Genomic DNA, 25,458 nt, shown 5'->3' with positions numbered 1-25,458 from the left:
AAAGGGTTGTTAAAAGCAGATTAATACTTGCAGACTGTGATGGCCACCACAGCAGCAGGAGGATCCATGAGCAGCACGATGCCGTACGACGGGGGCGCGCCCCTGCTCGTCGTCATGGGCGTGTCGGGCTCCGGCAAGTCGACGGTCGGCGCGGCGCTCGCGCAACGCCTCGGCGTTCCCTTCGCCGATGCCGACGACTTCCACCCGCCCGCCAACATCGCCAAGATGACGGCCGGCCACCCGCTCGACGACGAGGACCGCCGGCCCTGGCTGGAGGCGATCGGGGAGTGGCTCGCGGCCCAGGACCGGCGAGGCGGCGTGATCAGCCTGCTCGGCGCTCAAGCACTCCTACCGCGACCGGATCCGGGCGCACGCGCCGCGGGCCTTCTTCGTCCACCTGCACGGAACCCGCGAGGTCATCGCCCGCCGTCAGGCCAGCCGTCCCGGCCACTTCATGCCCGCCTCGCTGCTCGACTCGCAGTTCGCCACGCTCGAGCCGCTCGCCGAGGACGAGGCCGGTGTCGTCCTCGACGTCGACCAGTCGGTCGACGCCATCGTCCAGCAGTACGCCGATCTCTCCGCCTGAGGAGCACCCCGACATGTCCGCACAGGCTCGTCCTCGCCGGCACCGACCTGGTGAAGCCGGTCGCCTCCGAAGGCCGCCTCGTCCTCGCCGCCCTGCTGGGCATCGGCGTCATCGTCGCGCTCATCATCGGCGCACGGCTGCATCCCTTCCTCGCCCTCACCGCGGGCGCGCTGACCGTCGGCGTCACCGCCGGGGTCAGCGTGGAGACCGCGCTCACCAGCCTACACCACCGGCTTCGGCACGACCGCAGCCGGAGTCGGCATCCTGATCGCGCTGGGAGCGATGTTCGGCAAAGCTTGCTCGCCGACAGCGGCGGTGCCGACCAGATCGTCGACACCATCATCGGCGCCGCCTCACCGCGGATGCTGCCGTGGGCGATGGCGGTCGTCGGCGCGATCATCGGACTGCCGATGTTCTTCGAGATCGGCCTGGTGCTGCTGATGCCGGTGATCTACCTGGTCGCGCGCCGCTCCGGGCAGTCCCTGGTCACCATCGGGATCCCCGCCCTGGCGGGCCTCTCGGCCATGCACGGCCTGGTGCCGCCGCACCCGGGCCCGCTGACCGCGATCGACTACCTCGGTGCGGACCTCGGCACCACGCTCGCCCTCGGCGTCGCCGTCGCGATCCCGACCGTGATCATCGCCGGCCCGGTGTTCGGCCTCGTCGGACGGTACGTCGCCGTGCCGGTCCCCGACCGCTTCGAGGGCGCCGGCGACGAGGACACCTCCCGGCGGCCGTCCTTCGCGATCACCCTCGCCTCGGTGCTCCTGCCGGTGGTGCTGATGATGGGCAAGGCGCTCGCCGACATCTTCGTCGACGACGAGGGGGACCCGCTGCGTCGTACCCTCGACATCCTCGGCACCCCGCTCATCGCGCTGCTCATCGCCGTCGTGGTCGGCATGTTCACCCTGGGGCACGGCATGGGCCGCGACGGGGTCGCAAAGTCCCTGGAGTCCTCGCTGCCCGGTGTCGCGGGCATCCTGCTCATCGTGTCCGCGGGCGGCGGCTTCAAGCAGTCCCTCGTCGACACCGGCATCGGCACGATCGTCGCCGAGCGGGTGGCGGACTCGAACATCTCGGTCCTGCTGCTCGCCTGGTTCGTCGCGGTCCTCATCCGACTCGCCACCGGGTCCGCGACGGTCGCGACCGTCACCGCCTCCGGCCTGCTCGCGCCGCTCACCGACCAGGCTCTCCAGCGGTGAGGTCTCGCTGATGGTGCTCGCGATCGGCGCCGGCTCGGTGTTCTTCTCGCACGTCAACGACGCCGGCTTCTGGCTCGTCAAGGAGTACTTCGGGATGACGGTCGGCCAGACCCTCAAGACCTGGTCGGCGATGGAGACGCTGCTCTCGGTGACCGGCCTGGTCTTCGTGATGGCGCTGAACCTGGTGATCTGACCCGCGGGTCACATCGCTCAGTCGGCGTCGATCGTCACCCGGTCGGGGTAGAAGGCCAGGTGCCCGGCGATCGGCGCCACTGCGTCGTACGGCTGCTCGTAGGACCACACCGCGTCGGTCAGGCTCCTCGCCCTCGCCGCGGATGGACAGGTACGACGCATCGCCCTTGTAGGGGCAGTAGGTCTGCGTCGTGCTGGCGGTGAACGCCTCGGCGTCGGCGTCCTCGCGGGGCACGTAGAGCACCGGCGGGTACGACGCCTCGCGCAGGCTCCAGGGCCCGCTCGGTGTCGACGAGCACCCGCTCCCCGAGGCGGACGGTGACGCGCCCTTCGTGGGGCGTGACGGTGATCGGGTGGTCGGGGCCGGGGGTCAGGCTGCGGGCGGGCCATGGTTTTCACGCTACGCGCGTGGGGTCCGCGGTGCCAGACTTGCCGCCATGAACGCCCCGGCGCCCGTGATCCTGCTGGTCTCCGCCGACGAGATCGCCACCCTGACCGACCAGTTCCGCCGATACGAGCACGACTACGACGTGCGCCCGGCGACCAGCGCCGCCGAGGCGACCGCGATCCTCAAGCAGGCACGCACGCTCGGACAGCCGGTCGCGATGATCGTGACGGACTCGCTGCTGCCCGACGAGAACGTGCTGCTCGCCATGCACGACTGGCGCACCCTGGTGCCGACCGCGCGCCGGATCGTGGCGATCCCGATCAGCCGCTTCGCCGAGGAGACCGCGGCGCTGCGGCCCTACCTGGCCAAGGGCAAGTTCGACACCTACCTCGTGCTGCCGCAGGGCCGCCGCGACGAGGAGTTCCACTACGCCGTGGTCGAGTCTGCTCAGCGACTGGGGCGCCACCGTCGCCTCGTCGGTCATCGACACGGTCCGCATCATCACGCCCGGCGCCACGCCGCTGTCGCTGGCGGTGCGCGACTTCCTGGACCGGATCGGCTTCCCGCACCGCACCTACGCACCCGACTCGCCGCAGGGGGAGGAGGCGATCGCCCTGCACGCCGAGCGGGTGGGCGGCGCGGCGACGTACCCCTTGGTGCACCTGACGTCCAAGCCCTTCGCGGACCGGCCGATCGTCGCGCCCACCTCGGTGCGCGACCTGTCGGCGCTGATGTACGGCCGGCCCTCGGACGTCGACGTGGACACCGTCGTCGACCTCGCGGTCGTCGGCGCCGGCCCGGCAGGTCTCGCCGCCGCCGTGTACGGCGCCTCCGAGGGCTTGAACACGGTCGTGCTCGAGTCCGAGGTGATCGGCGGACAGGCCGGCACCAGACTCGATGATCCGCAACTACCTCGGCTTCCCGCGCGGTATCTCGGGGATGCGCCTGGGCCAGCGTGCGCGGACCCAGGCGATCCGCTTCGGCGCCCGCTTCTTCACCGGCTGGTCCGTGGTGGAGCCTGCGGCCCGGCACCGACGGCGCACCGCACGTGCTGGTCACCGAGGGCGGCGAGGTGCACGCCCGCTCGGTGCTCGTCGCCTCCGGCGTGGCCTACCGCCGGCTCGGCGTCCAGGCGTTGGAGGACCTGGTCGGCGCCGGGGTGAACTACGGCGCCGCGATGACGGCCGCGCGCGAGATGGAGGACCGTGACGTCTACGTCGTCGGCGGCGGCAACTCCGCCGGCCAGGCGGCCGTGCACCTGGCCCGCTTCGCGCGCTCGGTCACCCTCCTGATCCGGCGCGAGGACCTGGCAGCCACCATGTCGAAGTACCTCATCGACGAGATCTCGTGGAACCCGCGGATCACCGTCCGTCCGTGCACGGAGATCATCGACGGCGGAGCCGACGAGAGCGGGCAGGCTGGGCTGGCTGCAGGCTGTGCGACGTACGGACCCGCGAGGAGGAGCGGGTCCTGGCCGGTGGGCTGTTCCTGCTCATCGGTGCCGCGCCGCACTGCGACTGGCTCGGTGAGGACGTGCTGCGCGACGAGCGCGGCTTCGTGCTGACCGGGCGCGACGTACCGACAGAGTGCTGGGTCGACGGCCTCCCGCCGGAGAACCTCGCCACCTGCGTGCCGGGGGTCTTCGCCGCCGGGGACATCCGGGCGGGCTCGATGAAGCGGGTCGCGGCGGCCAGCGGGGAGGGCGCCTCGGCGGTCTCGCTCGTCCACGGTTACCTGGAGACGCAGCGGGTATCGGCGACCTCATGACGACTGGAATCGACCTGGGCCGGCCCACCTCGGGTGACGTCATCGACCTGATCACCGACGACCACCGCCGCTTCGAGCACCTGCTCGCCCAGGCGCGGCTCGCCACGGCCGACCGGGACAACGTGCGCCGCGCCTTCGCGGACGTGCTGATCGCGCACGGGCAGGCGGAGGAGGAGGCTCGTCTACTCCGTGCTGCGACGTACGGCCGAGGACGTGGACGGCCACGACGTCGAGCACGGCAAGGAGGAGCACGCCGAGGGCAACCAGGCGCTGCTGGCCGTGCTGGAGCTCAAGGGCACCGACACCCAGGCCTTCACCGATGCCGTCGAGAAGGCTGAGCAACCTGATCTCCCACCACATCGCCGAGGAGGAGCCTGAGCATCCTCGAGCCGGCGCGGACCGAGACCTCGATCCGGGTGCGCTTCGACCTCGGCGCGAAGTGGGCGGCGCGCCGCAACGAGGCGATCGACCAGGGCTGTGGCTCGCTGGAGAACGTGCGCCGCGTCGTCGCCGAGGCCGAGTCCGAGGGGCTGCTCGACGACGAGGAGTGACCTCCACCTCATCGGGTGGACGCGGGTACGACGGGGGAGTAGACCCGGTGCATGGCGCATCCCCGAGCCGCAGCCGCGCGTGAGGTCTGGACCCTGGCCGAGCCGTTGCACGCGATCACCTACTTCTCGCCGGAGCCACTCGGGGCGTTGAGGGAGGCGGGCTACCGCGGCTTCTGGATGGGCTACTTCGCCGGCCGGGCCGCACCCCTCGGCGCTGCCGCGCCGGACCTGGTGCACGCCCTGTTCCACAACTTCGCCTACCCGCAGGTGGCCCGCGCCCTCCCGGACGCCTGGTCCTTCGCCGGTCCCGCGGCGGCCCTCGACGCCCGGCTGGGCGGCTCCGTGGCGACCCTGCGCCGGCTGCTCGGCGACGCCGATGTCGCTCGCGCCGCCGAGGCTCGCCACCCGCGCCGCCACCACCGCGCCTCTCGAGGGCCGGGCGCTGTTCGCCGCCAACCGCGCCCTCCCTGTCCCCGACGAGCCCCTCGCCCGGCTGTGGCACGCCGCGACCCTGCTGCGCGAGCACCGTGGTGACGGGCACGTCGCCGCACTGACCGTCGCCGGAATCGGTGGCCGCGAGGCGCACGTGCTGCACGCCCTCGCGACCGGCACGCCTGCCGCTCTCTACGAGACCGCGCGCAGGCTTCACCGCCGAGGAGTGGGCCGCGGTGCTCGACGGCTTCCACGCCCGCGGCCTGGCCGACGCCGCCGGTGCCGCCGGGGCGCTGACCAAGACCGGACGGCACCTCAAGCGCACCGTCGAGAAGCAGACCGACGACCTCGCCGCCGCCGCCCTCGACGCGCTCGCCGACGACGAGATCGCCGAGTCGGTGGGGCTCCTGCGCCCGCTCGCGGCTGCGGTCGTCGCGTCCGGGGAGATCCCCGCGCAGTCACCGATGGGCCTGGACCTGACGGAGGTCAGCCCCGCGCCGCCACCAGCGTGACCAGCGCGCAGGCTCCTACGAGGAAGCCGATGGCCGCCGGCAGCGGAAGCAGGTTCGCCGCGGCCAGACCGATGCCGAGCACCCCCAGCACCAGACCGGTACGACGGCTGCGGGTCGTCCGATGGGCCGCGGCGCGGACCAGGCCGAGCGCCGTCGCGATCCGTCCGACGTCGAGGTCGGTGAGCCGGATTCCCCGCACCTGCGGGGATTCGGGCGCCGAGGCGGAGAAGGTGAGGTCTGCCGAGGCACTGCCCGAGGGGCTGGCGACGGCGACGACCCGGCCTCGGCCGCGGTAGTCGGAGACGAGTCGCTCGCGAGCGTCGAGGGGGGACTCGGCGTACCACCGATCGATGCCGCAGGTCTCCGCCAGCCTGCCGGGTGTTGCGCTCGGTGTCCTCGGAGACGAGGACCGGCTCGACGCCGTCGGCCAGCAGGCGTCGTACGCCGTCGGCAGCGGTGGGCCGCACGTCGTCGGCCACGGTGATGTAGCCGATCGGGCGGGCATCGACCTGGACCCCGACGGTGACGCCGACGTCGTCGCGCGCGGCCATGCCGAGCCAGTCCGGCCGGCCGACCCGGACCGGGTGCCGGTCGACCGAGCCGCTGATGCCGCCGTCCGCGTGCTGCTGCACCTGGCTGAGCTTTGCCGCGCGCGGAGAGCCGGGCGATGGCCCGGCTGACCGGATCGTCGGCGGCGTGGCCGAGCGCGCCGGCGAACCACCGCAGGTTGCGCTCGTGATCGGGCTCGACGGGCTCGACGTTGACGACGCGGAGCCTGCCCGGTCGTGACGGTGCCCCAGCGGTCGAGCAGGACGGTGTCGACCCGGGGACCGACGGTGAGCGCGGTGCGGTCGTCGAGGAACACCCCGGCCGCCCGCGCCCGCGCGCGGGTGAACCACAAGGAGAGCGGCGTTGCGTAGGCGAAGAGGGCCGGGAGCGCGGCGATCAGCACGCAGACGACGGTCTCCGGCGACATCAACCAGCCTCCTGCTCTCGATAGCGCTGGAAGTCGCTCTGGTCGCCGGCGATCCACAGCGGCACGCTCGCCTTGAGCAGCAGGGTGAGTCTGGATGACGAAGTCCGGGTCGTGCAGGGACTCCCCGAACAGGCTCGTTGATCCGCTTCCACCGGTAGCGGACCGTCTGCGGGTGCACGCCGAGCTTGGCCGCGATCGCCGGCGCGCTGTCACGCGTCTCCAGCCACACGAGCAGCGTCTCGGACAGGATCTCGCGGGAGTTCTCGGTCTCCCCGAACAGCGGCTGCAGCAGGCTCCTGCGCGAGCCTGGCGGCGCAGCACCGGCTCCGCGTGCAGCCAGATCTCGGTGCGGAAGCGGACGCAGTCGATGACCGGGCGGGCCGGGATCACCTTGGCGGTGACCAGGTCGAGCGCGCGGTTGGCCCAGGTCCACGCGACCGGTGCGTCCGCGCGGGGGACCGGCCAGCAGACCGCGATCCGGGTCTTGGGCACGGCGGCCCGGATCGCCGCCACGACGTCGTCGGCGTCCGCGGTGGCGCACACCACCGGCTGCGGCTCGCGGCCGGGCCGGGTCAGCGCCTCCGGACCGAGTGCCTCCGCCGTCAGCGGCTCGTCGGAGCGTGACTCGACGGCGATCACCGTCACCGAGTCGGGCACCTCCCAGCCGGCGATCGCCGCCTGGGTCTCGACCTCGTCGTCCGCCCCGCCGTTCAGCAGGGCGGTGATCAGCCGCGCCCGGGCCAGCCCGGTGTCGGTGCTGCGCGCCTCGGCACCGGCGCGGTAGCCGACACCGATCTGCGAGGTCAGGTGGCCGACGAAGGCGGCCACCGCCTCGTTGATGGCGTTGAGCGCCCCGGCGGAGAGACTCGTTCTCCGCGGCACGCGCGCCGAGCTCGTTGGAGAGCGCGGCGACGGCGACCGTCATCCCCTGGTCGATCAGGCTCCTGGTCGCGCCCGCGCACGCCGACGCGGTACCCGACCTTGCGGAACATGTCCTCCACGGGCATGTACGAGACCTCGCGGCCCAGCGCCTCGTCGACGAACAGGTGCATGGCGTTGTGGATCGCGGTGAAGACGAGTCTGCCGCAGGCGGCCGTCACCGGGCGCGTCGAGCTCGGGCACGGCAGTACGCACCTGCTCGCTCACCCGCTCGGCGACCGGCCGCACCTCGCTCTCGAGGCTGCTGATCATCCACTGGGCAGAGCCCGGCAGGGACACCCGCGTCGGAGCCGGTGCCCTGCTCATGTCGTTCTGTCCTGCCTCGTCGCTGGCGCGCCCACCTCGCTGCGTCCGGGTCACCGCCTCGAGACTCGTCGTGAATGTGATGCCCACGTGTCCCACGTGCATCGTGAATCCCTCCCCTCACCGGCACACCGGTGTGAGGTGGAACATACCGCCGGAGCGGGAACAACGGGGAAATTGTCACCCAGGTGATAAGTACCGCGCTCTCCGGTGACGACCGGGGCGGGTGGCTGCGGTCCATGGCCGCCCGCTCGCGACCACCCCGGACCCCGTTGTCACCCGGCTGACAAGGCAGCACCGGTTTTGGTCACGCCTGCCCGAATCCTCTTGCGACACGTCGTCACGCTGTGAGGTCTTTGTGTGGCGGCCGTCACTATCGGCTGCTCAGGGAGGGAGGTCGTGGTGCTCGTGAGCGCGATCCGCGGGTGGGCAGGCATCGCCGACGGCGATGCCCTGGTCGCCGAGCCTGTGCCGCGACCTCGACGCCGCCGCCGTGCTCCCTCCCGCCGTCGCCCACTCGGTGCTGGTCGCGACCCGCGCCTTCGTCTCGGCCGAGGGGCGCACCGACGACGCCGCCCGCCAGGCGGGGCCGACCCTGATGCGCCTGGGCCGTCGCGCCGCCGTCCGTGGCCACAGCGCCGGCAAAGCTCGACCCGACCTGCAGCGCGTCCTCGAGGACCGCGCCCGGCTCGCGGACCCCGTCATCGCGCGGGTGCGGCCGGCCGAGCAGCGCGACGCGATCCGATGTCGGCTGCGCCAGTTCCTGCACCAGATCCACCACGCCGCGCTCGCGGGACACCGTCAGGCGCACACCATGATGGCGCTCGCGCCGAAGGCGCGCCGGGACATGGTCTCCCGGGCGCTCTTCGCCTCCGAGTCCGTTCCCGAGGAGCCTGCTCGCCCTCGCCGGTGTCGAGGCGGACGCCCGCTACACGCCGGTGGTCTGGGTCGACGGGAGCGCCGCGCGAGCGGTGAGCGACCTCCCCGACGTGCTCGTCGACGGGGCCGGGCGGATCGCGCTGGTGCCCACCGACCGCCTGCCCGACCTGGTGCTGACGCCGGAGGAGCGCGCGATCAGCGGGCCCTCCCGGCCGGCGTACGACGTCGGGGACGCGCTGGCGCTGTGCCGCCAGGCCGCAGCCGCCGTCCGGGCGGGGATCATCTCGACCGACGTACCCCTCACCTCGTGCGCGGACGTCGCCGGCGAGCCTGCTGCTGGCCGGGCGTCCCGCGTTGACCGAGCCTGCTCGTCGACAAGTACCTCGCCGCGCTGCGCGACCTGCGGCCCACGCGGAGGGTTGAGGTCGGCGAGGTGCTGCTGACCTGGCTGGAGTCGCGCGAGCCGTTGTCGGTCATCGCGCAGCGCCACCACGTCGCGCGGCAGACCGCGCACGATCGGCTCCGCGTCGGCAAGCGGCTTGCTCGGCGAGGCGCTCGACGAGCCCGCCGCGCACGCCGCGATCGTCGTCGCACTGCACGCCAGCCTCCCTGGCTGGCGCGAGGAGGTGGCTGCTCGTGCGGCCCGCTCCTAACTCCGGTTCTCCGGACGGACGTCCGGATTTCGGGCTTCTGCCCGGCTCTTCCGTTGACCCTGGAAGTCGCTCGCTTCCACGGTGGCGGTGATCACAACACGACGGCTCGGGACAGTCGCGGTTCGCGCCACGACGCCATCCGTCCCCACCCCCAGGAGGCACTGTGAACATCCTTTCCAAGACGCGCCGGAGGTCCGCGCTGGTGCTGAGCGCCTTCGCGCTCGTCGCCGGTTCTGCCGCCGCCGTGCAGCCGGCCGCCAACGCCGTCGACACCGACCCCAACCACCTGACCGTCATCTACGACGCCGAGGGCACCACCCACGTCGGCAACCAGGTCGACGCCGACATGCCGATCGGCCCCACCACGATCTCCGTCACGATCGACACGATCGCGCCGCTGCCGACGCCGATCATCGACGGCACGATGGTGATCCCGGCGAAGACCATCAACTTCGACATCCTCGGCATCCCGGCCCGGGCCAAGGTCACCATGACCCAGGTCGGCAAGATCACCGGCACCCTGACGAAGTCTGCCCTCGCCGCGCCAGGCGCTCGACCTCAAGTCGCAGGTCAAGTACGACATCAAGGCTCAGCAACGTCGAGGCCCGCGTCTTCGGCGTGTGGTGGCCGCTCGCCGTCGGCAGCAACTGCCACACCGTCAACCCGGTCACGATCAACGCCGACAGCGTGATCGACAACAGCACCACCCCGCCGACCGGCTACTTCACCATCAACGGCGGCGGCACGCTCAAGGACACCTACACCATCGGGAACTTCACCGGCTGCACGCCGCTGAACTTCTTCGACATCCCCGGCTTCTTCCCGACCTTCGGCTCGATCCCGATCAACGCCCTGGTGCCGGGCAGCGACAACACCCTGTCGCTGACCCTCAGCAACCCGCGCGCGCCGGAGTGACCCGCACACCGGTTCACCCGCCGACCCGCAGACCTGCTCTCACCTCAACCCGCAACACCCCAACCCCCATGAAGGAGATTCGAATGAACAAGCGCATCAACCGTCTCACCGGTGGTCTCATCGCGACGGCTGCTGCCGGCGCCGCTGTGGTGTCGATGACGACGACGGCTGCCCACGCGGCCACGACGTTCACCCCCTCGGGTGGTCCGAACGCCAACTTCGTGGCGTCCCGCACGGTCGGCACCAGCACCGTCACCGGTGCGAAGTTCACCGACATCCCGGCCGGCCAGGCGCTGACCTGCACCGGCTTCGGGGTGAGCGGCTCGATCGTCAACCCCGGCGTCAGCCGCCTCTACGGCGCGAACGCCGGCAACCTCTCGTCGCTCTCCGCCACCGGTTGCACCAACCCGCTCGCGGGTGCGACCACGGTCACCCCGGTCGGCACCTGGGGCGTCACCGTGACCGGCGACGCCGTGAGTGGCCTGTGGCCCGCCAAGCCTGACGAACGTCAAGGCCAACCTGGCCGCGGCGAACTGCACCTTCTCCATCGAGGGTGTCGTCAACGGCAAGTTCTCCAACACCACGCAGCGCTTCACCCCCAACAGCACCACCGCCGCGTCGGGCCTGGTCGTGTCCGCCAGCCCCGCCCCGACCGGCTCGATGTGCGTCACGCTGGACATCCAGCCCGGCGACGACATCGCCATCGACGGCTACTTCACCAACACGCCGCCGTCCGGCAGCACCAACCTGACCGTCGCCAACCCGTGACAGTCTGACCGCACCGGTGGGGCGGAGCGCACGACGCGTCCCGTCCCACCGGTGGGGTCGAACCCCGCAGCACCCGTCGTCACCCATCCTGCTCGGAGGCCAGCAGTCCATGCGAACGCGTTCCCTGCGTCCCGCTCTCACGATCAAGCGCGTGCTCACCGTGGCGTGCTTGGTCGCTGTCGTGTCGGCGCTGCTCTCGACCTCGAGCAGCAGCGCTCCGGGCGACCCGCCGGGATCGGACGACCTGCTTCCTCCCGGGAAGTACAGCCTCACCCAAGGAGTCACGAGCCTCACCCAGGGCACGGTGGTACGGCGCTCCAAGATGTACATCACCATCAACTCCAACGCCCCGATGTGGGCGGCCATCTACCCGTACCTCTACAACACACCGGTTGACAACCCGACGAGCCTACGGGGCTGGCTGCACGCGCGGTCGTCCCTGCATCCCGAATCCGTTCTACCAGCCGCCGTGCGCCACCGATGACCTCAGCACCCAGCGCCGCGGCCAGTACTCCCGCAACCCGATCTACCCGATGACCCCGCTCAAGAGCGGTGGGGTCGAGATGGGCCTCCTTGCGAAGGTTCGCGTCAACCTGATCGCGTTCGGCTCGATCCCAGCGAGTGCGACCTTGACCCTGCGGGTTCCCCGTGTCAACGGCAAGATCCAGCCACTGATGGCCCACATCTGGTTGCGGACCGAAGGAGCTTTCGGATGCGACGCGGACTACGACAGGACCGTCCCGGAGGTGGATGCCTATGTCGAGGGCAAGGTCCAGATCTCGCTGAGCGACCTGAAGGTCGACGGCGTGCCCGTTGCGCTCGGCCCTGACTGCCGGACGGAGCGTCCCGCGAACGTGGCGATGTGGGGGAGACGGCCAACGGTGGCTACTTCCCGGCCGACGGCGGTTACCTGGGTGCCTACGACGGACTGCACGCCGGATCGATCAAGGCGCTGGATTCCCCGTATTACTCAGAGCCTGCAAGGTCGGGTCATCCCGCCCTCGACTGGCCTCACGGTCCCGCCCTTCACCGGCTGCGGCGTGGCGGAGGACCTCAGCCCCTTGGTCACCGCCATGGCGTCCGGTCCGAACAATCCGGTGCGTGTGGGACAGGGCCAGCCTGGCCTTCCGCGACGACGGCATCGACCTCAACAACCTCAAGCCCTGCGACCCCAACGGCCACTGTCCGCTCCCTGCCCCGGACATCTCGGACATGCCGCCGCTGCCGAAGGGTGACCGGTGACGCGCCGCTGCTCTGCGGGCGACACGGTCGCCCTCGACGGATCCTTCGTCAACACTCCACCCGCGGGCGGCTCCGGGCTCGTGATCGCCAATCCGTGACCGGCCGGAAGGAGAGCCACATGGCAACCAGCGCTGTCCGACTCATCGTGAGTCTCGTGCTCGCGTGCGGCCTCGTCACCGCGGGCGCCGTCGAGGCTCGAGCCGGTACGACCTTTACCCCCTCAGGAGGTCCGGCCGTCAATCTGGTGGGAACGAACGTCGTCTTCCACTTCGACGAGATCGGTCAGGACTTCAGGTGTTCGCCGTTCAACATCGCCGGGCAGGTGACGTCGCCGGGAACTGGGCGAGCGTTCGGTAGCGAGGCGGTCGACCTCGGTGGGCTCACCGACACTTGCTCCAACCCGATCTGGGGGCTGACCGACTTCTCGGCCGACCCCGCGTGGCGACTCACCGTGACGGGCGCTGCCACCGGTCCGACGTGGCCGGTCCGGCTCGAGCAGATGGCCATGAGCCTCAGCGCCCTCAACTGCACCGTCAAGTTCGGCGGAGCCGTGGACGGCACCTTCGACACCTCGACGCAGAGGTTCACCCCCAGCACCTCGGCCCTGCTCGTCTCGTCGGTGACGGGATCGATGTGCGTGATGCTCGACTTCCAGGTCGGCGACCACGCGTTGCTGCAGGGCTACTTCACCAACCTCCCTCCTGCGGGCAGCGGCCCGCTCTCCATCTCCTGAGGAGACGACCATGAGACTCGGCTCGACCCGCCTGCTTGCCATCGCCGTCCTCGCACTGGGACTCGTCGGATCAGCGTCCGGCGCGGACGCGACCCAGGCGACCGTCAGTGACTACACGCCCAGCGGTGGTCCGAGCCTGAACCTGATTGGCACGAACGTCGCGGTCTGGTTCGAGGGCGGACAAGCCATCAACTGCGCGGACTTCGACCCGTCCGGCACGCTCACCAACCCCGGTGCGGCGCGGCCGGTCGGCGCACCTGCCGGCTCCATCGTCTCCCTCGCGAGCGCGTGCACCACCGACACCGGCGCGAGCCTCACGTTCATCAGCGGCACGTGGTCCTTCGAGGTCACCGGCCTCGCCACCGGGACCGCGTGGCCCGCGCGGTTCACGGGCGTCGAGCCTGGACTGGAACGCTGGCGGCTGCCAGGTGGACATGGCGGGCGACCTGGGAGGCGTGTTCGACACCGCGACCCAGCGCTTCATGCCGACGAGCTCGACGATCACTCCGACCTCCGTGGTCGGTGCAGGCTGCGCCAGCCTCGGCATCTCACCGGGCGACACCACCGAGTTCGGTGGCTACCTCACCAACACCCCGTCCGCCGGCAGCACTGCGCTGTCGCTCTCCTGAGGCGATGACGATGGGACGCCTTGTCCGCCTGCTCGCCACGACCGCGCTCGCCCTGGGTCTGGTGGCGACCGCTGCCGTCGAGGCCCGGGCCGGCACGACGTACACGCCGGCGGGCGGTCCGTCGGTGCGTCTGGTGGGCACGAGTATCTCCATCACCGACGTGCCAGCGGGGCAGACCATCACCTGCAACCAGTTCGACATCGCGGGAACGGTCGAGAGCCCCGGCTCGGTCCGTACCTTCGGCAGCGCGGCCGTCGATCTCGGTGCGCTCACGTACTTCCGGTGCACGAATCCCGTCATGGGCCCGATGCCGGTCACCGTCGATCCCGCGTGGAGCCTGGACATCACCGGCCCGGCGACGGGAACCACGTGGCCGGCCGTGGTGAACCACGTCAACATGCGCCTCGCGATGGCGAACTGCGACCTGCGGCTGGCCGGCACGATGCCCGGCGTCTTCGACACCGCGACCCAACGGTTCACGCCGACGTACGCCGCCTCGACCCTGGTGCTGACCTCGGTCGTCGGGTCGATGTGCGTGACGCTGGACTGGCAGGTGGGCGACCAGATGTCCTTCGGCGGCTACCTCACCAACGTCCCACCCGCGGGCAGCACGCCGCTGTCCCTCACCTGACCCCCATGAATCGGAGCCGCCGGTCCCGTCGGGGACCGGCGGCTCCACCCTTTCCCGGGTACGACGCCAGGCGCACCTTGTCACGCGGTTGACAACGCCCCGAGGGCACTCTCGGACGGGTGCCCGGCCCGAGGGGGAGGGGGAGGACGAAGTCCCGAAAAGTTGTCACCCGCATCACAACATCTGTGTGGCCCCCTGATGAATTGCCCCGGACCACTAGCCGCGACAGCGCGTCCCGCATTGACTGTGCGCGGAGTCATGTGACCGTAGTCACGGGAGGGAGGAAGGCCATGTCTCGGGGAGGACGGTCGATCCGCGGGCGGCACGTCGCCGTGGTGCTCGCGGGCGTCACGCTCGCAGCGGCCGGCGTGGCCGGGGGAGCGGCGCAGGTGATGCACCTGGCTGCCTCCGACACCGCGCCACCGGCGCCCGAGCGCACCGAGGAGACCTCGGCGGCCGCTCCGCTCACCACGGCTGCGGTGCCCGTCGTGGCACCCGATCCCGCGGTCGCCGTACGACGCCAGCAGGTCGGGGGACCGAGCGACTTCCCGGGGTCGCTCGGCTCCACCCCGGTCGTGGTGGTGGCGTCCTACCAGCGCGCGGCGACGATCATGACGACCGCCTCGACGTGCGGGATCCAGTGGACGACGCTGGCCGCGATCGGGCGGGTGGAGTCCAACCACAACCGCGGGCCGGCGCTGCTGGCGCCGCTGGACGGCAAGGGCGGGCGTGGCGAGCTGCCCGACACCGACCTCGGCAAGGTCGACGGCAACCTCACCTGGGACGCCCCGGTGGGACCGATGGCGCTGCTGCCGAGCACCTGGAGCGCGGTCGCGGTCGACGCGGACGCCGACGGCAGGCGCAACCCCCACGACATCGACGACGCGGCCCTCGCGGCGGCGGTGCTGCTGTGCTCCAAGGGCGACCTGACCAAGCCCGCGACACTGCGCGCCGCGCTCACGTCGTACCACCGGGCGCCGGGCTTCGTGCCCACCGTCCTGGCGCTCGCGAAGCGCTACGAGCGGCAGGCCGCGCAGGTGCCGCCGCCCCCGGCGATCACCGGCCCGCTGCCGGTCCTGCCCGACCTGTGCCGCTGCGCGGCCCGACCGGTGCTGGGCGCGAGCGCGACGCCGTCCTTCGGCACCGCACCGGGTGGCCGACCTTCTCTCGTCCCGCCGGCGGCTTCTGCGACCGCCGGCGGGACGAGCCCCACGCCCGGTCGTACGCCGAGCGCGACCCCCAGCACGACACCAAGCGCCACCCCGAGCGCCACCCCGAGCGCCACGGGGACGCCGACACCGAGCCCGTCCGGCTCGGCGACGGCGACCGAGACCCCGACCGACGCCACCAGCGCCACGGCGACCCCCACCGGCACGCCTGACGCATCGGCGCAGGAAACCCCATGAGCATGTGCAGTACCAGCGAGAGGCAGGAGGTCCGCCATGGGCGGCACCGTTGAGGTCACCGGACTCACCAAGAGCCTTCGGCTCCCAGAACATCTGGAGCGACGTCACCCTGACGTTGGCCCCCGGTGAGATCACCGCGCTCCTCGGGCCGTCCGGCACGGGCAAGTCGGTCTTCCTCAAGTCCCTGATGGGCCTGCTCCGCCCGGAGGCCGGGAGCCTGCCTGGTCAACGGCGTCGACATGGTGACGGCGAAGGAGTCGCACCGCCTGGAGTCTGCGCAAGAAGTTCGGCGTGCTCTTCCAGGACGGCGCGCTCTTCGGATCGATGAGCGTCTACGACAACGTCGCCTTCCCGCTGCGCGCGCACACCAAGAAGGGCGAGACCGAGGTCCGCGAGATCGCCATGCAGAAGCTCGACATGGTCGGGCTGCTCGGCCAGGAGCACAAGGCTGCCCGGCGAGATCTCCGGCGGCATGCGCAAGCGCGCCGGCCTGGCCCGCTCGCTGGTCACCGAGCCGGAGATCATCCTGTGCGACGAGCCGGACTCCGGCCTCGACCCGGTGCGCACGGCGAACCTCGCCCAGCCTGCTCCTCGACGTGAACGCGCAGACCGACGCCACGATGCTCGTCGTCACCCACAACATCGAGCTGGCGCGCACTCTGCCCGACAACCTCGGCATGCTCTACCGCCGCCAGGCTGGTGATGTACGGACCGCGCGAGCAGTTCCTGCTCACCGACCACCCGGTCGTCTCGCAGTTCATGGCCGGCGACCCGGTCGGCCCGATCGGGATGAGCGAGGAGGTCGACCACTCCAGCAACGCCCCGGTGCTCGACGACTACGGCTACCCCGTCGACGCGGTCGGCGCACCGACGATGGTCCGTGCCGGTGCTCGCGCGATCGAGGTCCTGCCGCGCCAGCCTGCTGCCCGCCAGCGGACTGCCGCGGCCCGCGACCGACCGGCACGCCCGTCGGGTGGCGAGCGGCGAGTCATCGCTGTACGTCGCCGACGACGAGGAGGCAGACCGACCACCTGTCGTAGCCAAGCCGGACCCCCTCACCCGCGCCCTCGACCAGACCGGCGCCTTCTTCGCCCTCGGCATGGACACGATCCGTGCCACCTTCCGCCGCCCGTTCGCGGCGCGGGAGTCTGCTCGACCAGTTCTGGTTCGTCACCAGCGTCTCGTGGATCCCCGCGATGCTCATCGCGATCCCCTTCGGCGCCGTGATCGCCCTCCGACTCGGCACCCTGACCGTCCAGGTCGGTGCGCAGTCCTTCACCGGCGCCGCCTCGGTGCTCGCCGTCGTGCAGCAGGCCGCACCGATCGTGACCACGCTGGTGATCGCGGGAGCAGGCGGTGCGGCCATCTGCGCCGACCTCGGCTCGCGGACCATCCGCGACGAGATCGACGCGACCCGGGTGATGGGTGTCGACCCGGTCCAGCAAACTCGTCGTCCCCCGCGTGATCGCCTGTGTCATCGCCGCCGTCCTGCTCAACGGGCTGGTCTCGGTGGTCGGCGTCCTCGGTGGCTACTTCTTCAACGTCGTCGTCCAGGGCGGTACGCCGGGTGCCTACCTCGCCAGGCTTCACCGCCCTCGCCCAGATCTCCGACCTGATCGTCGGCGAGACTCAAGGCCGTGGTCTTCGGCTTCCTCGCGGGCACCGTCGCGGCGTACCGCGGGCTCAACACCAAGCCCGGCCCGAAGGGTGTGGGCGAGGCGGTCAACCAGTCGGTGGTCGTGACCTTCCTGCTGCTCTTCTTCGTCAACTTCGTCGTCACCACGCTGTACCTGCAGGCTGGTGCCTGGAAAGGGGGCCTGATGAGCACCGTCGCCGGCGAGCACACCGCCCCGCGTCCGCCCAAGCCCCGACCGCCGCACCCGGTCGTCGTCAAGCGCCCGTGGTGGGACCGCCAGCCTGGACCGCGTCGTCCAGGCCGGGCGGGACATCCGGTTCTACGGCCGCGTCCTGGCCGGCATCCCGACCGCGATCCGCCTCTACCCCAAGGAGATCTGGCGGGTCCTGTCCGAGGTCGAGCTTCGGCACCGGCGCGCTCGCCGTGATCGGCGGCACCGTCGGCGTGATGACCGGGATGAGCCTGTTCGTCGGCACGGTCGTCGGCCTGCAGGGGTACGCCGCGCTCGACCAGATCGGCACCGCGGCCCTCAACGGCTTCATCTCCGCCTACTTCAACACCCGTGAGATCGCCCCGCTGGTGGCGGCGCTCGCGATGTCCGCGACCGTCGGCGCCGGGTTCACCGCGCAGGCTCGGCGCGATGCGGATCAGCGAGGAGATCGACGCGGTGAAGGTGATCGGCCTCGACGCCGTGCCCTTCCTCGTCTCCACCCGGGTGGTGGCGGGCTTCGTCGCGATCATCCCGCTCTACGTCATCGGCCTGCTCACGTCGTACTTCGGCAGCAGGCTGGTCACCGTGCAGACTGCGCGGTCAGTCCGCGGGCACCTACGACCACTACTTCCAGGCTCTTCCTGCCACCGGTCGACATCCTCCTGTCGTTCGGCAAGGTGCTCGTCTTCGCGGTGCTGATCATCCTGATCCACTGCCGCCTCGGCTTCTTCGCCAAGGGCGGGCCGGCGGGCGTGGGCCTGGCCGTGGGTCGTTCGGTACGACGCACGCTGGTCGTCGTCGCGCTGCTCGACCTGGCGCTGTCGATGGGCATGTGGGGCACCACCGTGACCGTGCGGATCGCCGGATGAGCGGGGGCATGGGCCGGCTGCGCGACGCCCTCCTCGGGGTCGGCTACGGCGTGCTGGTGCTCGCCATCGGCCTGGGCACGTGGCTCGCCTACAACCAGGTCTTCACCGACCGCAGCGACATCACCCTGACCACCGGCACCCTCGGCAACGCCCTGCAGAAGGGCTCCGACGTCAAGGCTCAACGGCGTGCCGGTCGGCAAGGTGAGCGAGATCGAGCCCCGCGACGGCGGCGCGCGGCTGACCCTGGCGCTGCAGCCCGACGTGCTCGACAAGTTCGCCGAAGACCACCACGGCGCGGCTGCTGCCGAAGACGCTCTTCGGCGAGCGGTACGTCGCCCTGGTGCTGCCCGGCTCGGGCGGACCGACCCTGGACGCCGGCGACACCATCCGGCAGGACGCCTCGGCCTCCGCGGTCGAGCCTGGAGGAGGTCTTCGACCAGCCTGCTGCCGGTGCTCAAGGCGATCAAGCCGGACAAGGCTCTCCGCGACGCTCGGCGAGCCTGGCCCTGGCCCTGCGCGGCAACGGCGCGGACATCGGCGAGGCGATGGCGTCGTGGGGCGACTACCTCACCAAGATCAACCCGCTGACCCCGAAGGCGGCCGACGACCTGGCCTCCTTCGGCCGGGTGGCGAACACCTACGCCGACGCGGCGCCGGACCTGCTCGACGCGCTCGACAGCATGACCGTCACCTCGAAGACACTGGTCGACCAGCAGAGCCAGGTGAACGCGCTGTTCGCCTCGGTGATCGCGGCCGCGGACGAGACGAACTCCTGGCTGATCGCCAACTCCGACACGATCATCACGCTGTCGAAGCAGAGCCGGCGGGCGCTGGCCGCGGTGGCGCCGTACGCCACCGAGTTCCCGTGCCTGTTCCGCTCGCTGCGCGACTTCATCCCGGTGATGGACAAGACCCTGGGCAAGGGCACGAAGGAGCCGGGCGTGCACGTCGTCCTCAACGTCACCCCGAGCCGGGGCAAGTACGTCATCGGCCGGGACGACCCGAAGTTCGCGACCAAGGGCGCGCCGCGCTGTCCCTACCAGGACGGCAGCGTCCGGCCGGCGCGGGCCACGGGCGAGGACGACGAGCCGGAGCGGATCCTGCCGCCGCCGTCGGACCGGACCCGGGCGATGTTCGCCGAGAACAACGGCCTGGGCGAGGCGAACTCCCCGGCCGAGAACCAGGCTGATCGCGGAGCCTGATGGCGCCGGAGGCGGGGATCTCCCCGTCGGCGTACCCGGCCTGGGGCAGCCTGCTGGTCGGCCCCCTCCTGCGCGGTGCGGAGGTGGAGGTCCGATGAGCAGCACGACCACGACGCGTGGGGTCGTCGTCACCCTGACCAAGTCGCTGGTGTTCGCCCTGGCCACGGTCCTCGCGACGCTCGCGCTGGCCGGCACGATCCGCAACAGCAGCGAGGGTGCGCGTGACGAGTACGTCGCCTACTTCAGCGACGTCACCAGCCTCAACAAGGGCGACGACGTCCGGATGGCCGGCGTCAAGGTCGGCACGGTCAGGCTCGGTCGAGGTGAGCCGCAAGCGGCTGGCCAAGGTGACCTTCACGGTCAGCGAGAACGCTCCGCTGGGCCAGGGTGCGCGGGCCGAGCCTGTTCTTCCGCAACCTCGTCGGACAGCGCTACATCGCGCTGGAGCCCGGCGACGTCACCGGCACCCGGTTGAAGCCGGGCTATGTCTTCGATCTCGACCACACGCAGGCCGCGCTCGACCTGACGGTGCTCTTCAACGGCTTCCAGCCGCTGTTCCGCCTGCTCGACCCGGCCGACATCAACGAGTCTGAGCGCCCAGATCGTCGCGGTCTTCCAGGGCGAGGGCCCGACGGTGGAGGGCCTGCTCAAGAGCACGGCCAGCCTGACCTCGACCCTCGCGGACCGCGACCAGGTGATCGGCGACCTGATCACGAACCTCAGGCTCCGTGCTGGGCGTGGTCAACGAGCGCTCCGACCAGACTCGACACGACGCTGGTGACCCTGCAGCAGGCTCGTGAGCGGGCTGTCCGCGGACCGCACCACCATCGGCAACACGATCGAGGGCCTGGGCGACCTGTCCCAGAGCGTGGCCTCGCTGCTGGAGGAGGGCCGGGCGCCGCTCAAGGCTTCCATCAAGTCCCTCGGCGACCTCTCGGGCATCCTCGCCGACAACGAGGACGTGATCTCCCGGTCGCTGCGGATCCTGCCGACGAAGGCTCGAGCGGTTGGCCAAGACCGCCAGCCTACGGCTCCTGGGTGAACTTCTACGTCTGCTCGATCAACGGCCGGATCCCGGACCCCGTCGGCTACTACGGCGACCGTGGCGTCAAGCCGGTCGCAGGGAGGTGCAAGTGATGGCCGGACGGGCCAGGCGCTACCCCACCGCGTTCGCCGAGCGCAACCGGGTGATCATCGCGCTGATCGGCATCGCCGCCCTGGTGGGCGTCTTCTTCGCTACCTTCTACGCCGACGACCTGCCGGTGGTCGGTGGTGGGGAGAAGCACGAGGCCTACATCGCCGAGACCGCCGGCCTGCGGGCCGGCGACGAGGTCCGCGTGGCGGGTGTGAAGGTCGGCAAGGTGACCTCCATCGGGTCTCGACGGCAACAAGGTGCTCGTCGGCTTCCGGGTCAAGGGCGTCAGTCTCGGCAAGGAGACGACGGCCGCGGTGAAGATCAAGACGCTGCTCGGCAAGAAGTACCTCTCCGTCGACCCGCTGGGCGCCGGCGAGCCTGGACGGGCCGATCGCGCTCGACCACACCACCACGCCGTACGACGTCCAGGCGGCCTTCTCCGACCTGTCCTCCACGCTCACCGAGATCGACACCGACCAGGCTCGAGAAGAGCCTGGCCACGATGTCCGCGGTCTTCAAGAACACCCCGGAGTCCGTGCGCGGGCTGGTCGACGGGCTGAGCCGGCTCTCGCGCACGATCTCCAGCCGCGACGACGAGCTGGCCTCGCTCTTCAAGTCCACGAGCAAGGTCACCGGCACGCTGTCGGCGCGCAACGAGGAGCTCGGCAAGGCTGGTCGACGACGGCAACGCGTTGCTCACCGAGCCTGGCGAACCGGCGCGAGTCGATCCGGCAGGCTCCTGCGCAGCACGACGTCCCTGGGCCGTGGTACGCAGGGCCTGGTGCGCGACAACGAGAAGCAGCCTGCGCCCGGCACTGCTGAAGGCTCGACCGGGTGGCGACCCTGCTGCAGAAGAACCAGCGCCACCTCAACGACGCCATCTCCGTCCTCGGCCCCTACTACCGGATGCTGACCGCCGCCATGGGCAACGGCCGCTGGATCGACTCCTACATCTGTGGGCTCTTCGACCCCAAGGACGCACCGGAGCCTGCACAACGACGTGGTCCGCGACTGCCGACCTGGAGGTGGGCGATGAAGTCCCCGACGATGCGCTTCCTCGCGATCGTGCTCGGCCTGGCCCTGGTGCTCGGCGGCATCGTGACCGGGATGAAGGCTGCTGCGCGACCCGGTCACCTTCACCGCCGAGTTCGACTCCGCGGTCGGGCTCTACGCCGGCTCCGACGTGCAGGTGCTCGGCGTCCCGGTCGGCAGGGTCACCAAGGTCGAGCCGGTCGGCGAGAAGGTCCGGGTCAGCATGGAGCTCGACAAGGGTGAGAAGGTCGCGGCCGACACCGGCGCGGTCATCGTGGCGCCCACCCTGGTCAGCGACCGCTACGTCCAGACTCACCGAGCCGTGGACCCGCGGCCCGGAGCCTGAAGAGCGGCGCGAAGATCACCACGACCGCCGTACCGGTGGAGATCGACGAGATGTACAAGAGCCTGGTCGACGTGGGCCAGCAGACTCGGCCCCAACGGTGCCAACAAGAACGGCGCGCTCTCGGACTTCCTCAAGACGCTGGCCGCCAACCTGGACGGCCAGGGCGCCGACCTCAACCAGATGATCAGCAAGTTCTCCGACGCCTCGGCGACCGTGTCCGGCTTCGACAAGGACTTCTTCCAGACCATCAAGAACCTCGACACCCTCAACAGCACGCTGCTGGAGCACGACAGCGGGGTCGCCGGTGCCAACAAGCAGTCTCGCCGTCGTGGCGCGCTACCTGTCGGAGGACCGGGAGAACCTCTCCTCGGCGATCACCGAGACTCGGTGACGCGCTGGCCCTGCTGGAGGGATTCATCAAGGACAACCGCAACGCCCTCAAGCACAGCGTGGACGGCCTTCGCGGGCCCACCCAGGTGCTGGTGAAGCAGCGCAAGTCGCTGGAGGAGGCCGTGCGCACGATCCCGCTGGCGCTGCAGAACTTCATCAAGGCCTACGACCCGTCCAGCAACACGATCAGCGGTCGCGGCAACCTCAACGAGTCTCACCATCTGGAGCAACGACGGCAACCGGGCCCGTACCTCGCCCGACGCGCCGCCGGTGCTGCTCCCCGGTCAGGACGGAGGGCAGTGATGGCGATCCGGCGTGCGGTCGCGGCCGGTCTGGTCGCGGCGAGCCTCGGCCTCAGCGGCTGCGGCATCCTCTCCGGCGGGGTGTACGACGCCCCGCTGCCCGGCGGCGCGGACGTGGGCGACGACCCCATCACCGTGACCGCCGACTTCACCGACGTGCTGGACCTGGTGCCCCAGTCGAGCGTCAAGGTCGACAACGTGCCGGTCGGGCGGGTCACCGACATCACCCTGTCCAAGGACGGCCGCACGGCCGAGGTGGAGATGCTGGTGCGCGGCGACCTCGACCTGCCGCGCGACACCGAGGCTCGGTTGCAGCAGACCTCGTTGCTCGGTGAGAAGTACGTCGCCCTGATCCGCCCGCAGGGCTCCACCGCGCCGGTCGCGAGCGGACGGCTCGCCGACGGCGCGGAGTTCTCGACCGGCTCGACCGACGCGGCCGCGACGGCCGAGCAGGTGCTCGGTGCGCTCTCGCTGGTCCTCAACGGCGGCGGCATCGCGCAGTTCCAGGAGATCTCCCGCGAGCCCAGCAGGTCGGCAGCGGCCGGACCGAGGAGATCCGCGGGTTCCTGGTCCAGGCTCAACCGCTTCGTCAGCGTGCTCGACCGCAAGCGCGGCGCGATCACCGGCGCCATCGACGGTCTGGCCCGGCTGGGCAAGACCCTCGACGGGGACCGCGACCAGATCGCGAAGGTCCTCGACAAGGCTCTCACCCGGCCTCAAGGTGCTGGCCGAGCAGCGTCCTCAGGCTGACCAAGATGCTGACCTCGCTGGACCGGCTCTCCCGGGTCACCGTGCGCACGCTGAATGCCTCCCAGGCCGACATGGTGCGCGACTTCCAGCCTGCTCGACCCGATCCTCACCCAGGCTCGCCAAGGCCGGCTCGGCGCTCCCGCGCTCGATGGAGATCCTGCTGACCTACCCGTTCCCGGACTCGGTGCTGGGCGCGATCAAGGGCGACTACCTCAATGTCTTCATGCTCACCAACTTCCGCACCCTCCCAGCCTGACAATCCGTGCGCGGTGGGCATCGAAGAGAAGGATAAGTGCACGTGGCCGCAACCCACGGGCACTGATGTGGCGTCGGGGCGCACCTCTCCCCGCATCCCGGCGCCACCCCTTCTCCCTCCGGCGGACAGCGGAACGACGGGCATCCCCTCGCCCAGCGTGACCGGCCCGTCGATCCTTCCCAGTGACCGGGCGAGCAGGCTCCTCGTCCGCCTCGTCCTCGCCGTCCGGCACGCCGAGCGGGACGCCGTCGGGCTCCGGCTCCACCGCCACGCCCGAGTCGTCCGGCAGCGCCAGCACCGCAGGGGGTCAGTGATGCAGCAGGCTCACTCGCAGCGTCCACACCAAGCTCGGCCTGTTCGCGCTGGTGGCCCTGCTGGGCACCAGCCTACCTCGGCGCGTCGTACGTCGGGATCACACCGTTCAGCAGCGGCTACGAGGTCAAGGTGTCCCTGCCGGACGCCGGCGGCCTGTTCGTGAACTCCGAGGTGACCTACCGCGGGGTGCAGGTCGGCGAGGTGACCGACATGGACGCCACGGCCAAGGGTGTGGACGTGACCGTGGAGATCAAGTCCGGCGCGCCGGACATCCCCGCCGACTCGACGGTCCAGGTGCGCAACCGCTCGGCGATCGGCGAGCAGTACCTCGACCTCCAGGGCAACGACTCCAAGGACCTGCTCGCCGACGGCGACCGCCTGCACGGCGGTGAGGACGCGCTGCCGCAGGAGTCTGTCCGAGGTGCTGCGCACCGGCCGGGACTTCGTGGCCTCGGTGCCCTCCGACGCGCTCAACACCGTGATCGACGAGTCCTACGACCTGTCGAAGGGCCTCAGTGGCGACGTGAGCCGCCTGGTGCGCACGTCGCTGGAGTTCCAGAAGGCCGCCGACGACAACTTCCTCGTCACCGCCTCGCTGATCCGCAACTCCCGCCAGGTGCTGCAGACCCAGGAGGACTCGGCGAGTGCGATCACGGCGTACAGCAACGACCTCGCGCTGTTCTCCCAGACCCTCGCCGACTCCGACGCCGACCTGCGCACGCTGATCGGCGCGACGCCCGGCGCGGCCCGCGAACTCGGTGTGCTGATCAAGGACGTCGGCCAGCCGCTGGCGATCTTGATGAACAACCTGGTCTCGACCGCCACGATCTTCGGCGTCAACGCCTACGGCGTGCGCGACGCGCTGATCAAGGCTCCCCGAGGCCGTCAGCATCGGCTGGGCGACCACGAGCGCCCGCGGGATCGACCTGGGCCTGGTGCCCACCTTCTTCGACCCGCTGCCCTGCACGTCCGGCTACAGTGGCACGACCCGTCACCGGGGGACCGACCTCACCGACGGTCCGCTCAACCGGAAGGCGGGCTGTACCGCCCCGCGCAGCCAGGGCAACGTGCGTGGACCGCAGGCGGTCCCGTCGAAGCCTGGCGCGGCCGGCGGTGCCCGGGGTGGCCGACATCGACGCGGCCGACGACCTCGGGGACCTGATGGGAGGCGCCCGGTGATCGGGCAGGACGTGGAGGAGAGGGCCATCGACAGTCAGGAGCCGGAGCCGGCCGAGGACACCCCCAGCGAGAGCGCGCCGCCCGAGGATGGGTCCGCTGACGACGAGGGGACGCGGGGCGGCGAGCCTGGG

Annotated in this window: 38 protein-coding genes and 3 pseudogenes; 37 read left to right on the top strand and 4 right to left on the bottom strand. The window is 70.9% G+C overall.

Features of this window, described 5'->3' with window-relative positions; genetic code table 11:
- Positions 1-114 precede the first annotated feature (114 nt).
- The 3 genes and pseudogenes from G5V59_RS15650 (at position 115) to G5V59_RS15640 (ending at position 1,981) form a co-directional block, all read left to right on the top strand.
- Positions 115-586 (top strand): annotated as a pseudogene (locus tag G5V59_RS15650) (gluconokinase).
- Positions 587-636: 50 nt separating this feature from the next.
- Positions 637-1,788 (top strand): SLC13 family permease, encoded by a 1,152-nt coding sequence (locus G5V59_RS15645; protein WP_278257058.1) that lies wholly within the window; start codon positions 637-639, stop codon positions 1,786-1,788.
- Between the two features lie 10 nt (positions 1,789-1,798).
- Complete coding sequence (locus tag G5V59_RS15640; protein ID WP_278257057.1) at positions 1,799-1,981, top strand: hypothetical protein; 183 nt, start codon at positions 1,799-1,801, stop codon at positions 1,979-1,981.
- A gap of 17 nt (positions 1,982-1,998) precedes the next feature.
- Here G5V59_RS15640 and G5V59_RS15635 read toward each other — a convergent pair whose 3' ends face one another.
- Positions 1,999-2,091, bottom strand: a complete 93-nt coding sequence (locus G5V59_RS15635; RefSeq protein WP_278257056.1) for a DUF427 domain-containing protein — start codon at positions 2,089-2,091, stop codon at positions 1,999-2,001.
- A gap of 326 nt (positions 2,092-2,417) precedes the next feature.
- Between G5V59_RS15635 and G5V59_RS15630 the strand changes: the two genes are divergently transcribed.
- From G5V59_RS15630 to G5V59_RS15595, 8 genes are all read left to right on the top strand, one after another.
- Positions 2,418-3,269, top strand: coding sequence for a hypothetical protein (locus G5V59_RS15630; RefSeq protein WP_278257055.1), 852 nt, complete (start codon positions 2,418-2,420; stop codon positions 3,267-3,269).
- Positions 3,187-3,531 carry a hypothetical protein gene (locus G5V59_RS15625; protein WP_278257054.1) on the top strand — a complete coding sequence of 115 codons (345 nt, stop codon included), beginning with the start codon at positions 3,187-3,189 and terminating at the stop codon, positions 3,529-3,531. Before G5V59_RS15630 ends, G5V59_RS15625 begins: the two co-directional genes overlap by 83 nt.
- The gene (locus tag G5V59_RS15620; RefSeq protein ID WP_341350955.1) at positions 3,417-3,932 is read left to right on the top strand and encodes an NAD(P)-binding domain-containing protein; all 516 of its coding nucleotides are present in this window, start codon (positions 3,417-3,419) and stop codon (positions 3,930-3,932) included. The genes G5V59_RS15625 and G5V59_RS15620 overlap by 115 nt, the downstream gene beginning before the upstream one ends.
- Positions 3,902-4,135, top strand: coding sequence for a hypothetical protein (locus G5V59_RS15615; RefSeq protein WP_278257053.1), 234 nt, complete (start codon positions 3,902-3,904; stop codon positions 4,133-4,135). The genes G5V59_RS15620 and G5V59_RS15615 overlap by 31 nt, the downstream gene beginning before the upstream one ends.
- A complete protein-coding gene (locus G5V59_RS15610) occupies positions 4,132-4,473 on the top strand; it encodes a hypothetical protein (protein WP_278257052.1) in 342 nt (113 codons plus the stop codon). The genes G5V59_RS15615 and G5V59_RS15610 overlap by 4 nt, the downstream gene beginning before the upstream one ends.
- Before the next feature lie 78 nt (positions 4,474-4,551).
- On the top strand, positions 4,552-4,686 hold the full coding sequence (locus tag G5V59_RS15605) for a hypothetical protein (protein WP_278257051.1): 135 nt from the start codon (positions 4,552-4,554) through the stop codon (positions 4,684-4,686).
- 51 nt (positions 4,687-4,737) lie between these two features.
- A complete protein-coding gene (locus G5V59_RS15600) occupies positions 4,738-5,220 on the top strand; it encodes a hypothetical protein (RefSeq protein WP_278257050.1) in 483 nt (160 codons plus the stop codon).
- A 35-nt stretch (positions 5,221-5,255) separates the two neighbouring features.
- Complete coding sequence (locus tag G5V59_RS15595) at positions 5,256-5,630, top strand: hypothetical protein (protein WP_278257049.1); 375 nt, start codon at positions 5,256-5,258, stop codon at positions 5,628-5,630.
- Here the strand turns inward: G5V59_RS15595 and G5V59_RS15590 are convergent.
- Genes G5V59_RS15590 through G5V59_RS15580 form a run of 3 tightly spaced genes read right to left on the bottom strand, consistent with a single transcriptional unit; the run spans position 5,605 to position 7,938 of the window.
- Positions 5,605-7,434, bottom strand: a complete 1,830-nt coding sequence (locus G5V59_RS15590) for a hypothetical protein (RefSeq protein WP_278257048.1) — start codon at positions 7,432-7,434, stop codon at positions 5,605-5,607. The genes G5V59_RS15595 and G5V59_RS15590 overlap by 26 nt on opposite strands.
- Positions 7,410-7,568, bottom strand: coding sequence for a hypothetical protein (locus G5V59_RS15585; protein WP_278257047.1), 159 nt, complete (start codon positions 7,566-7,568; stop codon positions 7,410-7,412). Before G5V59_RS15585 ends, G5V59_RS15590 begins: the two co-directional genes overlap by 25 nt.
- Positions 7,543-7,938 carry a hypothetical protein gene (locus tag G5V59_RS15580; RefSeq protein ID WP_278257046.1) on the bottom strand — a complete coding sequence of 132 codons (396 nt, stop codon included), beginning with the start codon at positions 7,936-7,938 and terminating at the stop codon, positions 7,543-7,545. The genes G5V59_RS15585 and G5V59_RS15580 overlap by 26 nt, the downstream gene beginning before the upstream one ends.
- Positions 7,939-8,296: 358 nt before the next feature.
- Here G5V59_RS15580 and G5V59_RS15575 point away from each other — a divergent pair, with 358 nt between their 5' ends.
- From G5V59_RS15575 to G5V59_RS15450, 26 genes and pseudogenes are all read left to right on the top strand, one after another.
- Complete coding sequence (locus G5V59_RS15575; RefSeq protein ID WP_278257045.1) at positions 8,297-9,085, top strand: hypothetical protein; 789 nt, start codon at positions 8,297-8,299, stop codon at positions 9,083-9,085.
- Between the two features lie 75 nt (positions 9,086-9,160).
- Positions 9,161-9,547, top strand: a complete 387-nt coding sequence (locus G5V59_RS15570) for a hypothetical protein (protein ID WP_278257044.1) — start codon at positions 9,161-9,163, stop codon at positions 9,545-9,547.
- A gap of 35 nt (positions 9,548-9,582) precedes the next feature.
- Complete coding sequence (locus tag G5V59_RS15565; protein WP_278257043.1) at positions 9,583-10,071, top strand: hypothetical protein; 489 nt, start codon at positions 9,583-9,585, stop codon at positions 10,069-10,071.
- Positions 10,068-10,295 carry a hypothetical protein gene (locus G5V59_RS15560; protein WP_278257042.1) on the top strand — a complete coding sequence of 76 codons (228 nt, stop codon included), beginning with the start codon at positions 10,068-10,070 and terminating at the stop codon, positions 10,293-10,295. The genes G5V59_RS15565 and G5V59_RS15560 overlap by 4 nt, the downstream gene beginning before the upstream one ends.
- Positions 10,296-10,378: 83 nt before the next feature.
- The gene (locus tag G5V59_RS15555; RefSeq protein WP_278257041.1) at positions 10,379-11,071 is read left to right on the top strand and encodes a hypothetical protein; all 693 of its coding nucleotides are present in this window, start codon (positions 10,379-10,381) and stop codon (positions 11,069-11,071) included.
- A gap of 173 nt (positions 11,072-11,244) precedes the next feature.
- Positions 11,245-11,547 carry a hypothetical protein gene (locus tag G5V59_RS15550; protein ID WP_278257040.1) on the top strand — a complete coding sequence of 101 codons (303 nt, stop codon included), beginning with the start codon at positions 11,245-11,247 and terminating at the stop codon, positions 11,545-11,547.
- Between the two features lie 617 nt (positions 11,548-12,164).
- The gene (locus G5V59_RS15545; protein ID WP_278257039.1) at positions 12,165-12,305 is read left to right on the top strand and encodes a hypothetical protein; all 141 of its coding nucleotides are present in this window, start codon (positions 12,165-12,167) and stop codon (positions 12,303-12,305) included.
- Between the two features lie 145 nt (positions 12,306-12,450).
- Positions 12,451-13,038, top strand: a complete 588-nt coding sequence (locus tag G5V59_RS15540) for a hypothetical protein (protein WP_278257038.1) — start codon at positions 12,451-12,453, stop codon at positions 13,036-13,038.
- 10 nt (positions 13,039-13,048) lie between these two features.
- Positions 13,049-13,675 carry a hypothetical protein gene (locus tag G5V59_RS15535; RefSeq protein WP_278257037.1) on the top strand — a complete coding sequence of 209 codons (627 nt, stop codon included), beginning with the start codon at positions 13,049-13,051 and terminating at the stop codon, positions 13,673-13,675.
- Between the two features lie 53 nt (positions 13,676-13,728).
- Positions 13,729-14,298 (top strand): hypothetical protein, encoded by a 570-nt coding sequence (locus tag G5V59_RS15530; protein ID WP_278257036.1) that lies wholly within the window; start codon positions 13,729-13,731, stop codon positions 14,296-14,298.
- Between the two features lie 335 nt (positions 14,299-14,633).
- Positions 14,634-15,704: a hypothetical protein gene (locus G5V59_RS15525; RefSeq protein ID WP_278257035.1), complete on the top strand. Its 1,071-nt coding sequence runs from the start codon at positions 14,634-14,636 to the stop codon at positions 15,702-15,704.
- Positions 15,705-15,753: 49 nt separating this feature from the next.
- Positions 15,754-16,032 (top strand): ATP-binding cassette domain-containing protein, encoded by a 279-nt coding sequence (locus G5V59_RS15520; RefSeq protein ID WP_278257034.1) that lies wholly within the window; start codon positions 15,754-15,756, stop codon positions 16,030-16,032.
- Between the two features lie 231 nt (positions 16,033-16,263).
- Positions 16,264-16,407: a hypothetical protein gene (locus tag G5V59_RS36800; protein ID WP_341351368.1), complete on the top strand. Its 144-nt coding sequence runs from the start codon at positions 16,264-16,266 to the stop codon at positions 16,405-16,407.
- Positions 16,382-16,744 carry a hypothetical protein gene (locus tag G5V59_RS15510; RefSeq protein WP_341350954.1) on the top strand — a complete coding sequence of 121 codons (363 nt, stop codon included), beginning with the start codon at positions 16,382-16,384 and terminating at the stop codon, positions 16,742-16,744. The genes G5V59_RS36800 and G5V59_RS15510 overlap by 26 nt, the downstream gene beginning before the upstream one ends.
- A 59-nt stretch (positions 16,745-16,803) precedes the next feature.
- Positions 16,804-17,500 (top strand): annotated as a pseudogene (locus tag G5V59_RS15505) (ABC transporter permease); the annotation flags it as partial.
- Between the two features lie 121 nt (positions 17,501-17,621).
- Positions 17,622-18,420: pseudogene (locus G5V59_RS15500) on the top strand (ABC transporter permease).
- Positions 18,417-19,622 carry an MCE family protein gene (locus G5V59_RS15495; protein WP_278257031.1) on the top strand — a complete coding sequence of 402 codons (1,206 nt, stop codon included), beginning with the start codon at positions 18,417-18,419 and terminating at the stop codon, positions 19,620-19,622. The pseudogene G5V59_RS15500 and the gene G5V59_RS15495 overlap by 4 nt, the downstream one beginning before the upstream one ends.
- A gap of 94 nt (positions 19,623-19,716) precedes the next feature.
- Positions 19,717-20,097 carry an MlaD family protein gene (locus G5V59_RS15490; protein WP_278257030.1) on the top strand — a complete coding sequence of 127 codons (381 nt, stop codon included), beginning with the start codon at positions 19,717-19,719 and terminating at the stop codon, positions 20,095-20,097.
- Positions 20,010-20,759: a hypothetical protein gene (locus G5V59_RS15485; RefSeq protein WP_278257029.1), complete on the top strand. Its 750-nt coding sequence runs from the start codon at positions 20,010-20,012 to the stop codon at positions 20,757-20,759. The genes G5V59_RS15490 and G5V59_RS15485 overlap by 88 nt, the downstream gene beginning before the upstream one ends.
- Positions 20,759-21,670, top strand: a complete 912-nt coding sequence (locus tag G5V59_RS15480) for an MlaD family protein (protein WP_278257028.1) — start codon at positions 20,759-20,761, stop codon at positions 21,668-21,670. Before G5V59_RS15485 ends, G5V59_RS15480 begins: the two co-directional genes overlap by 1 nt.
- Positions 21,592-22,032 (top strand): hypothetical protein, encoded by a 441-nt coding sequence (locus G5V59_RS15475; RefSeq protein WP_278257027.1) that lies wholly within the window; start codon positions 21,592-21,594, stop codon positions 22,030-22,032. The genes G5V59_RS15480 and G5V59_RS15475 overlap by 79 nt, the downstream gene beginning before the upstream one ends.
- The gene (locus tag G5V59_RS15470) at positions 21,941-22,135 is read left to right on the top strand and encodes an MlaD family protein (RefSeq protein ID WP_278257026.1); all 195 of its coding nucleotides are present in this window, start codon (positions 21,941-21,943) and stop codon (positions 22,133-22,135) included. The genes G5V59_RS15475 and G5V59_RS15470 overlap by 92 nt, the downstream gene beginning before the upstream one ends.
- A 35-nt stretch (positions 22,136-22,170) precedes the next feature.
- The gene (locus G5V59_RS15465) at positions 22,171-23,577 is read left to right on the top strand and encodes an MlaD family protein (protein WP_278257025.1); all 1,407 of its coding nucleotides are present in this window, start codon (positions 22,171-22,173) and stop codon (positions 23,575-23,577) included.
- Positions 23,549-23,833, top strand: a complete 285-nt coding sequence (locus tag G5V59_RS15460; RefSeq protein ID WP_278260303.1) for a hypothetical protein — start codon at positions 23,549-23,551, stop codon at positions 23,831-23,833. The genes G5V59_RS15465 and G5V59_RS15460 overlap by 29 nt, the downstream gene beginning before the upstream one ends.
- A gap of 365 nt (positions 23,834-24,198) precedes the next feature.
- A complete protein-coding gene (locus G5V59_RS15455; protein ID WP_278257024.1) occupies positions 24,199-24,540 on the top strand; it encodes a hypothetical protein in 342 nt (113 codons plus the stop codon).
- Positions 24,541-24,569: 29 nt separating this feature from the next.
- Complete coding sequence (locus G5V59_RS15450) at positions 24,570-25,310, top strand: hypothetical protein (RefSeq protein ID WP_278257023.1); 741 nt, start codon at positions 24,570-24,572, stop codon at positions 25,308-25,310.
- Positions 25,311-25,458: the final 148 nt, after the last annotated feature.

It is taken from the genome of Nocardioides convexus (assembly GCF_011090295.1).
Note: the sequence above shows the minus strand (reverse complement) of the source record. Positions and strands in the feature narration are given on the sequence as shown.

Excerpts from the sequence above, each read along its gene's own strand:
- G5V59_RS15640 (WP_278257057.1), top strand. The coding sequence starts at position 1,799 with ATGGTGCTCGCGATCGGCGCCGGCTCGGTGTTCTTCTCGCACGTCAAC.
- G5V59_RS15630 (WP_278257055.1), top strand. The coding sequence starts at position 2,418 with ATGAACGCCCCGGCGCCCGTGATCCTGCTGGTCTCCGCCGACGAGATC.
- G5V59_RS15610 (WP_278257052.1), top strand. The coding sequence starts at position 4,132 with ATGACGACTGGAATCGACCTGGGCCGGCCCACCTCGGGTGACGTCATC.
- G5V59_RS15600 (WP_278257050.1), top strand. The coding sequence starts at position 4,738 with ATGGCGCATCCCCGAGCCGCAGCCGCGCGTGAGGTCTGGACCCTGGCC.
- G5V59_RS15575 (WP_278257045.1), top strand. The coding sequence starts at position 8,297 with ATGCCCTGGTCGCCGAGCCTGTGCCGCGACCTCGACGCCGCCGCCGTG.
- G5V59_RS15555 (WP_278257041.1), top strand. The coding sequence starts at position 10,379 with ATGAACAAGCGCATCAACCGTCTCACCGGTGGTCTCATCGCGACGGCT.
- G5V59_RS15535 (WP_278257037.1), top strand. The coding sequence starts at position 13,049 with ATGAGACTCGGCTCGACCCGCCTGCTTGCCATCGCCGTCCTCGCACTG.
- G5V59_RS15510 (WP_341350954.1), top strand. The coding sequence starts at position 16,382 with ATGCTCTACCGCCGCCAGGCTGGTGATGTACGGACCGCGCGAGCAGTT.
- G5V59_RS15495 (WP_278257031.1), top strand. The coding sequence starts at position 18,417 with ATGAGCGGGGGCATGGGCCGGCTGCGCGACGCCCTCCTCGGGGTCGGC.
- G5V59_RS15490 (WP_278257030.1), top strand. The coding sequence starts at position 19,717 with ATGAGCAGCACGACCACGACGCGTGGGGTCGTCGTCACCCTGACCAAG.
- G5V59_RS15480 (WP_278257028.1), top strand. The coding sequence starts at position 20,759 with ATGGCCGGACGGGCCAGGCGCTACCCCACCGCGTTCGCCGAGCGCAAC.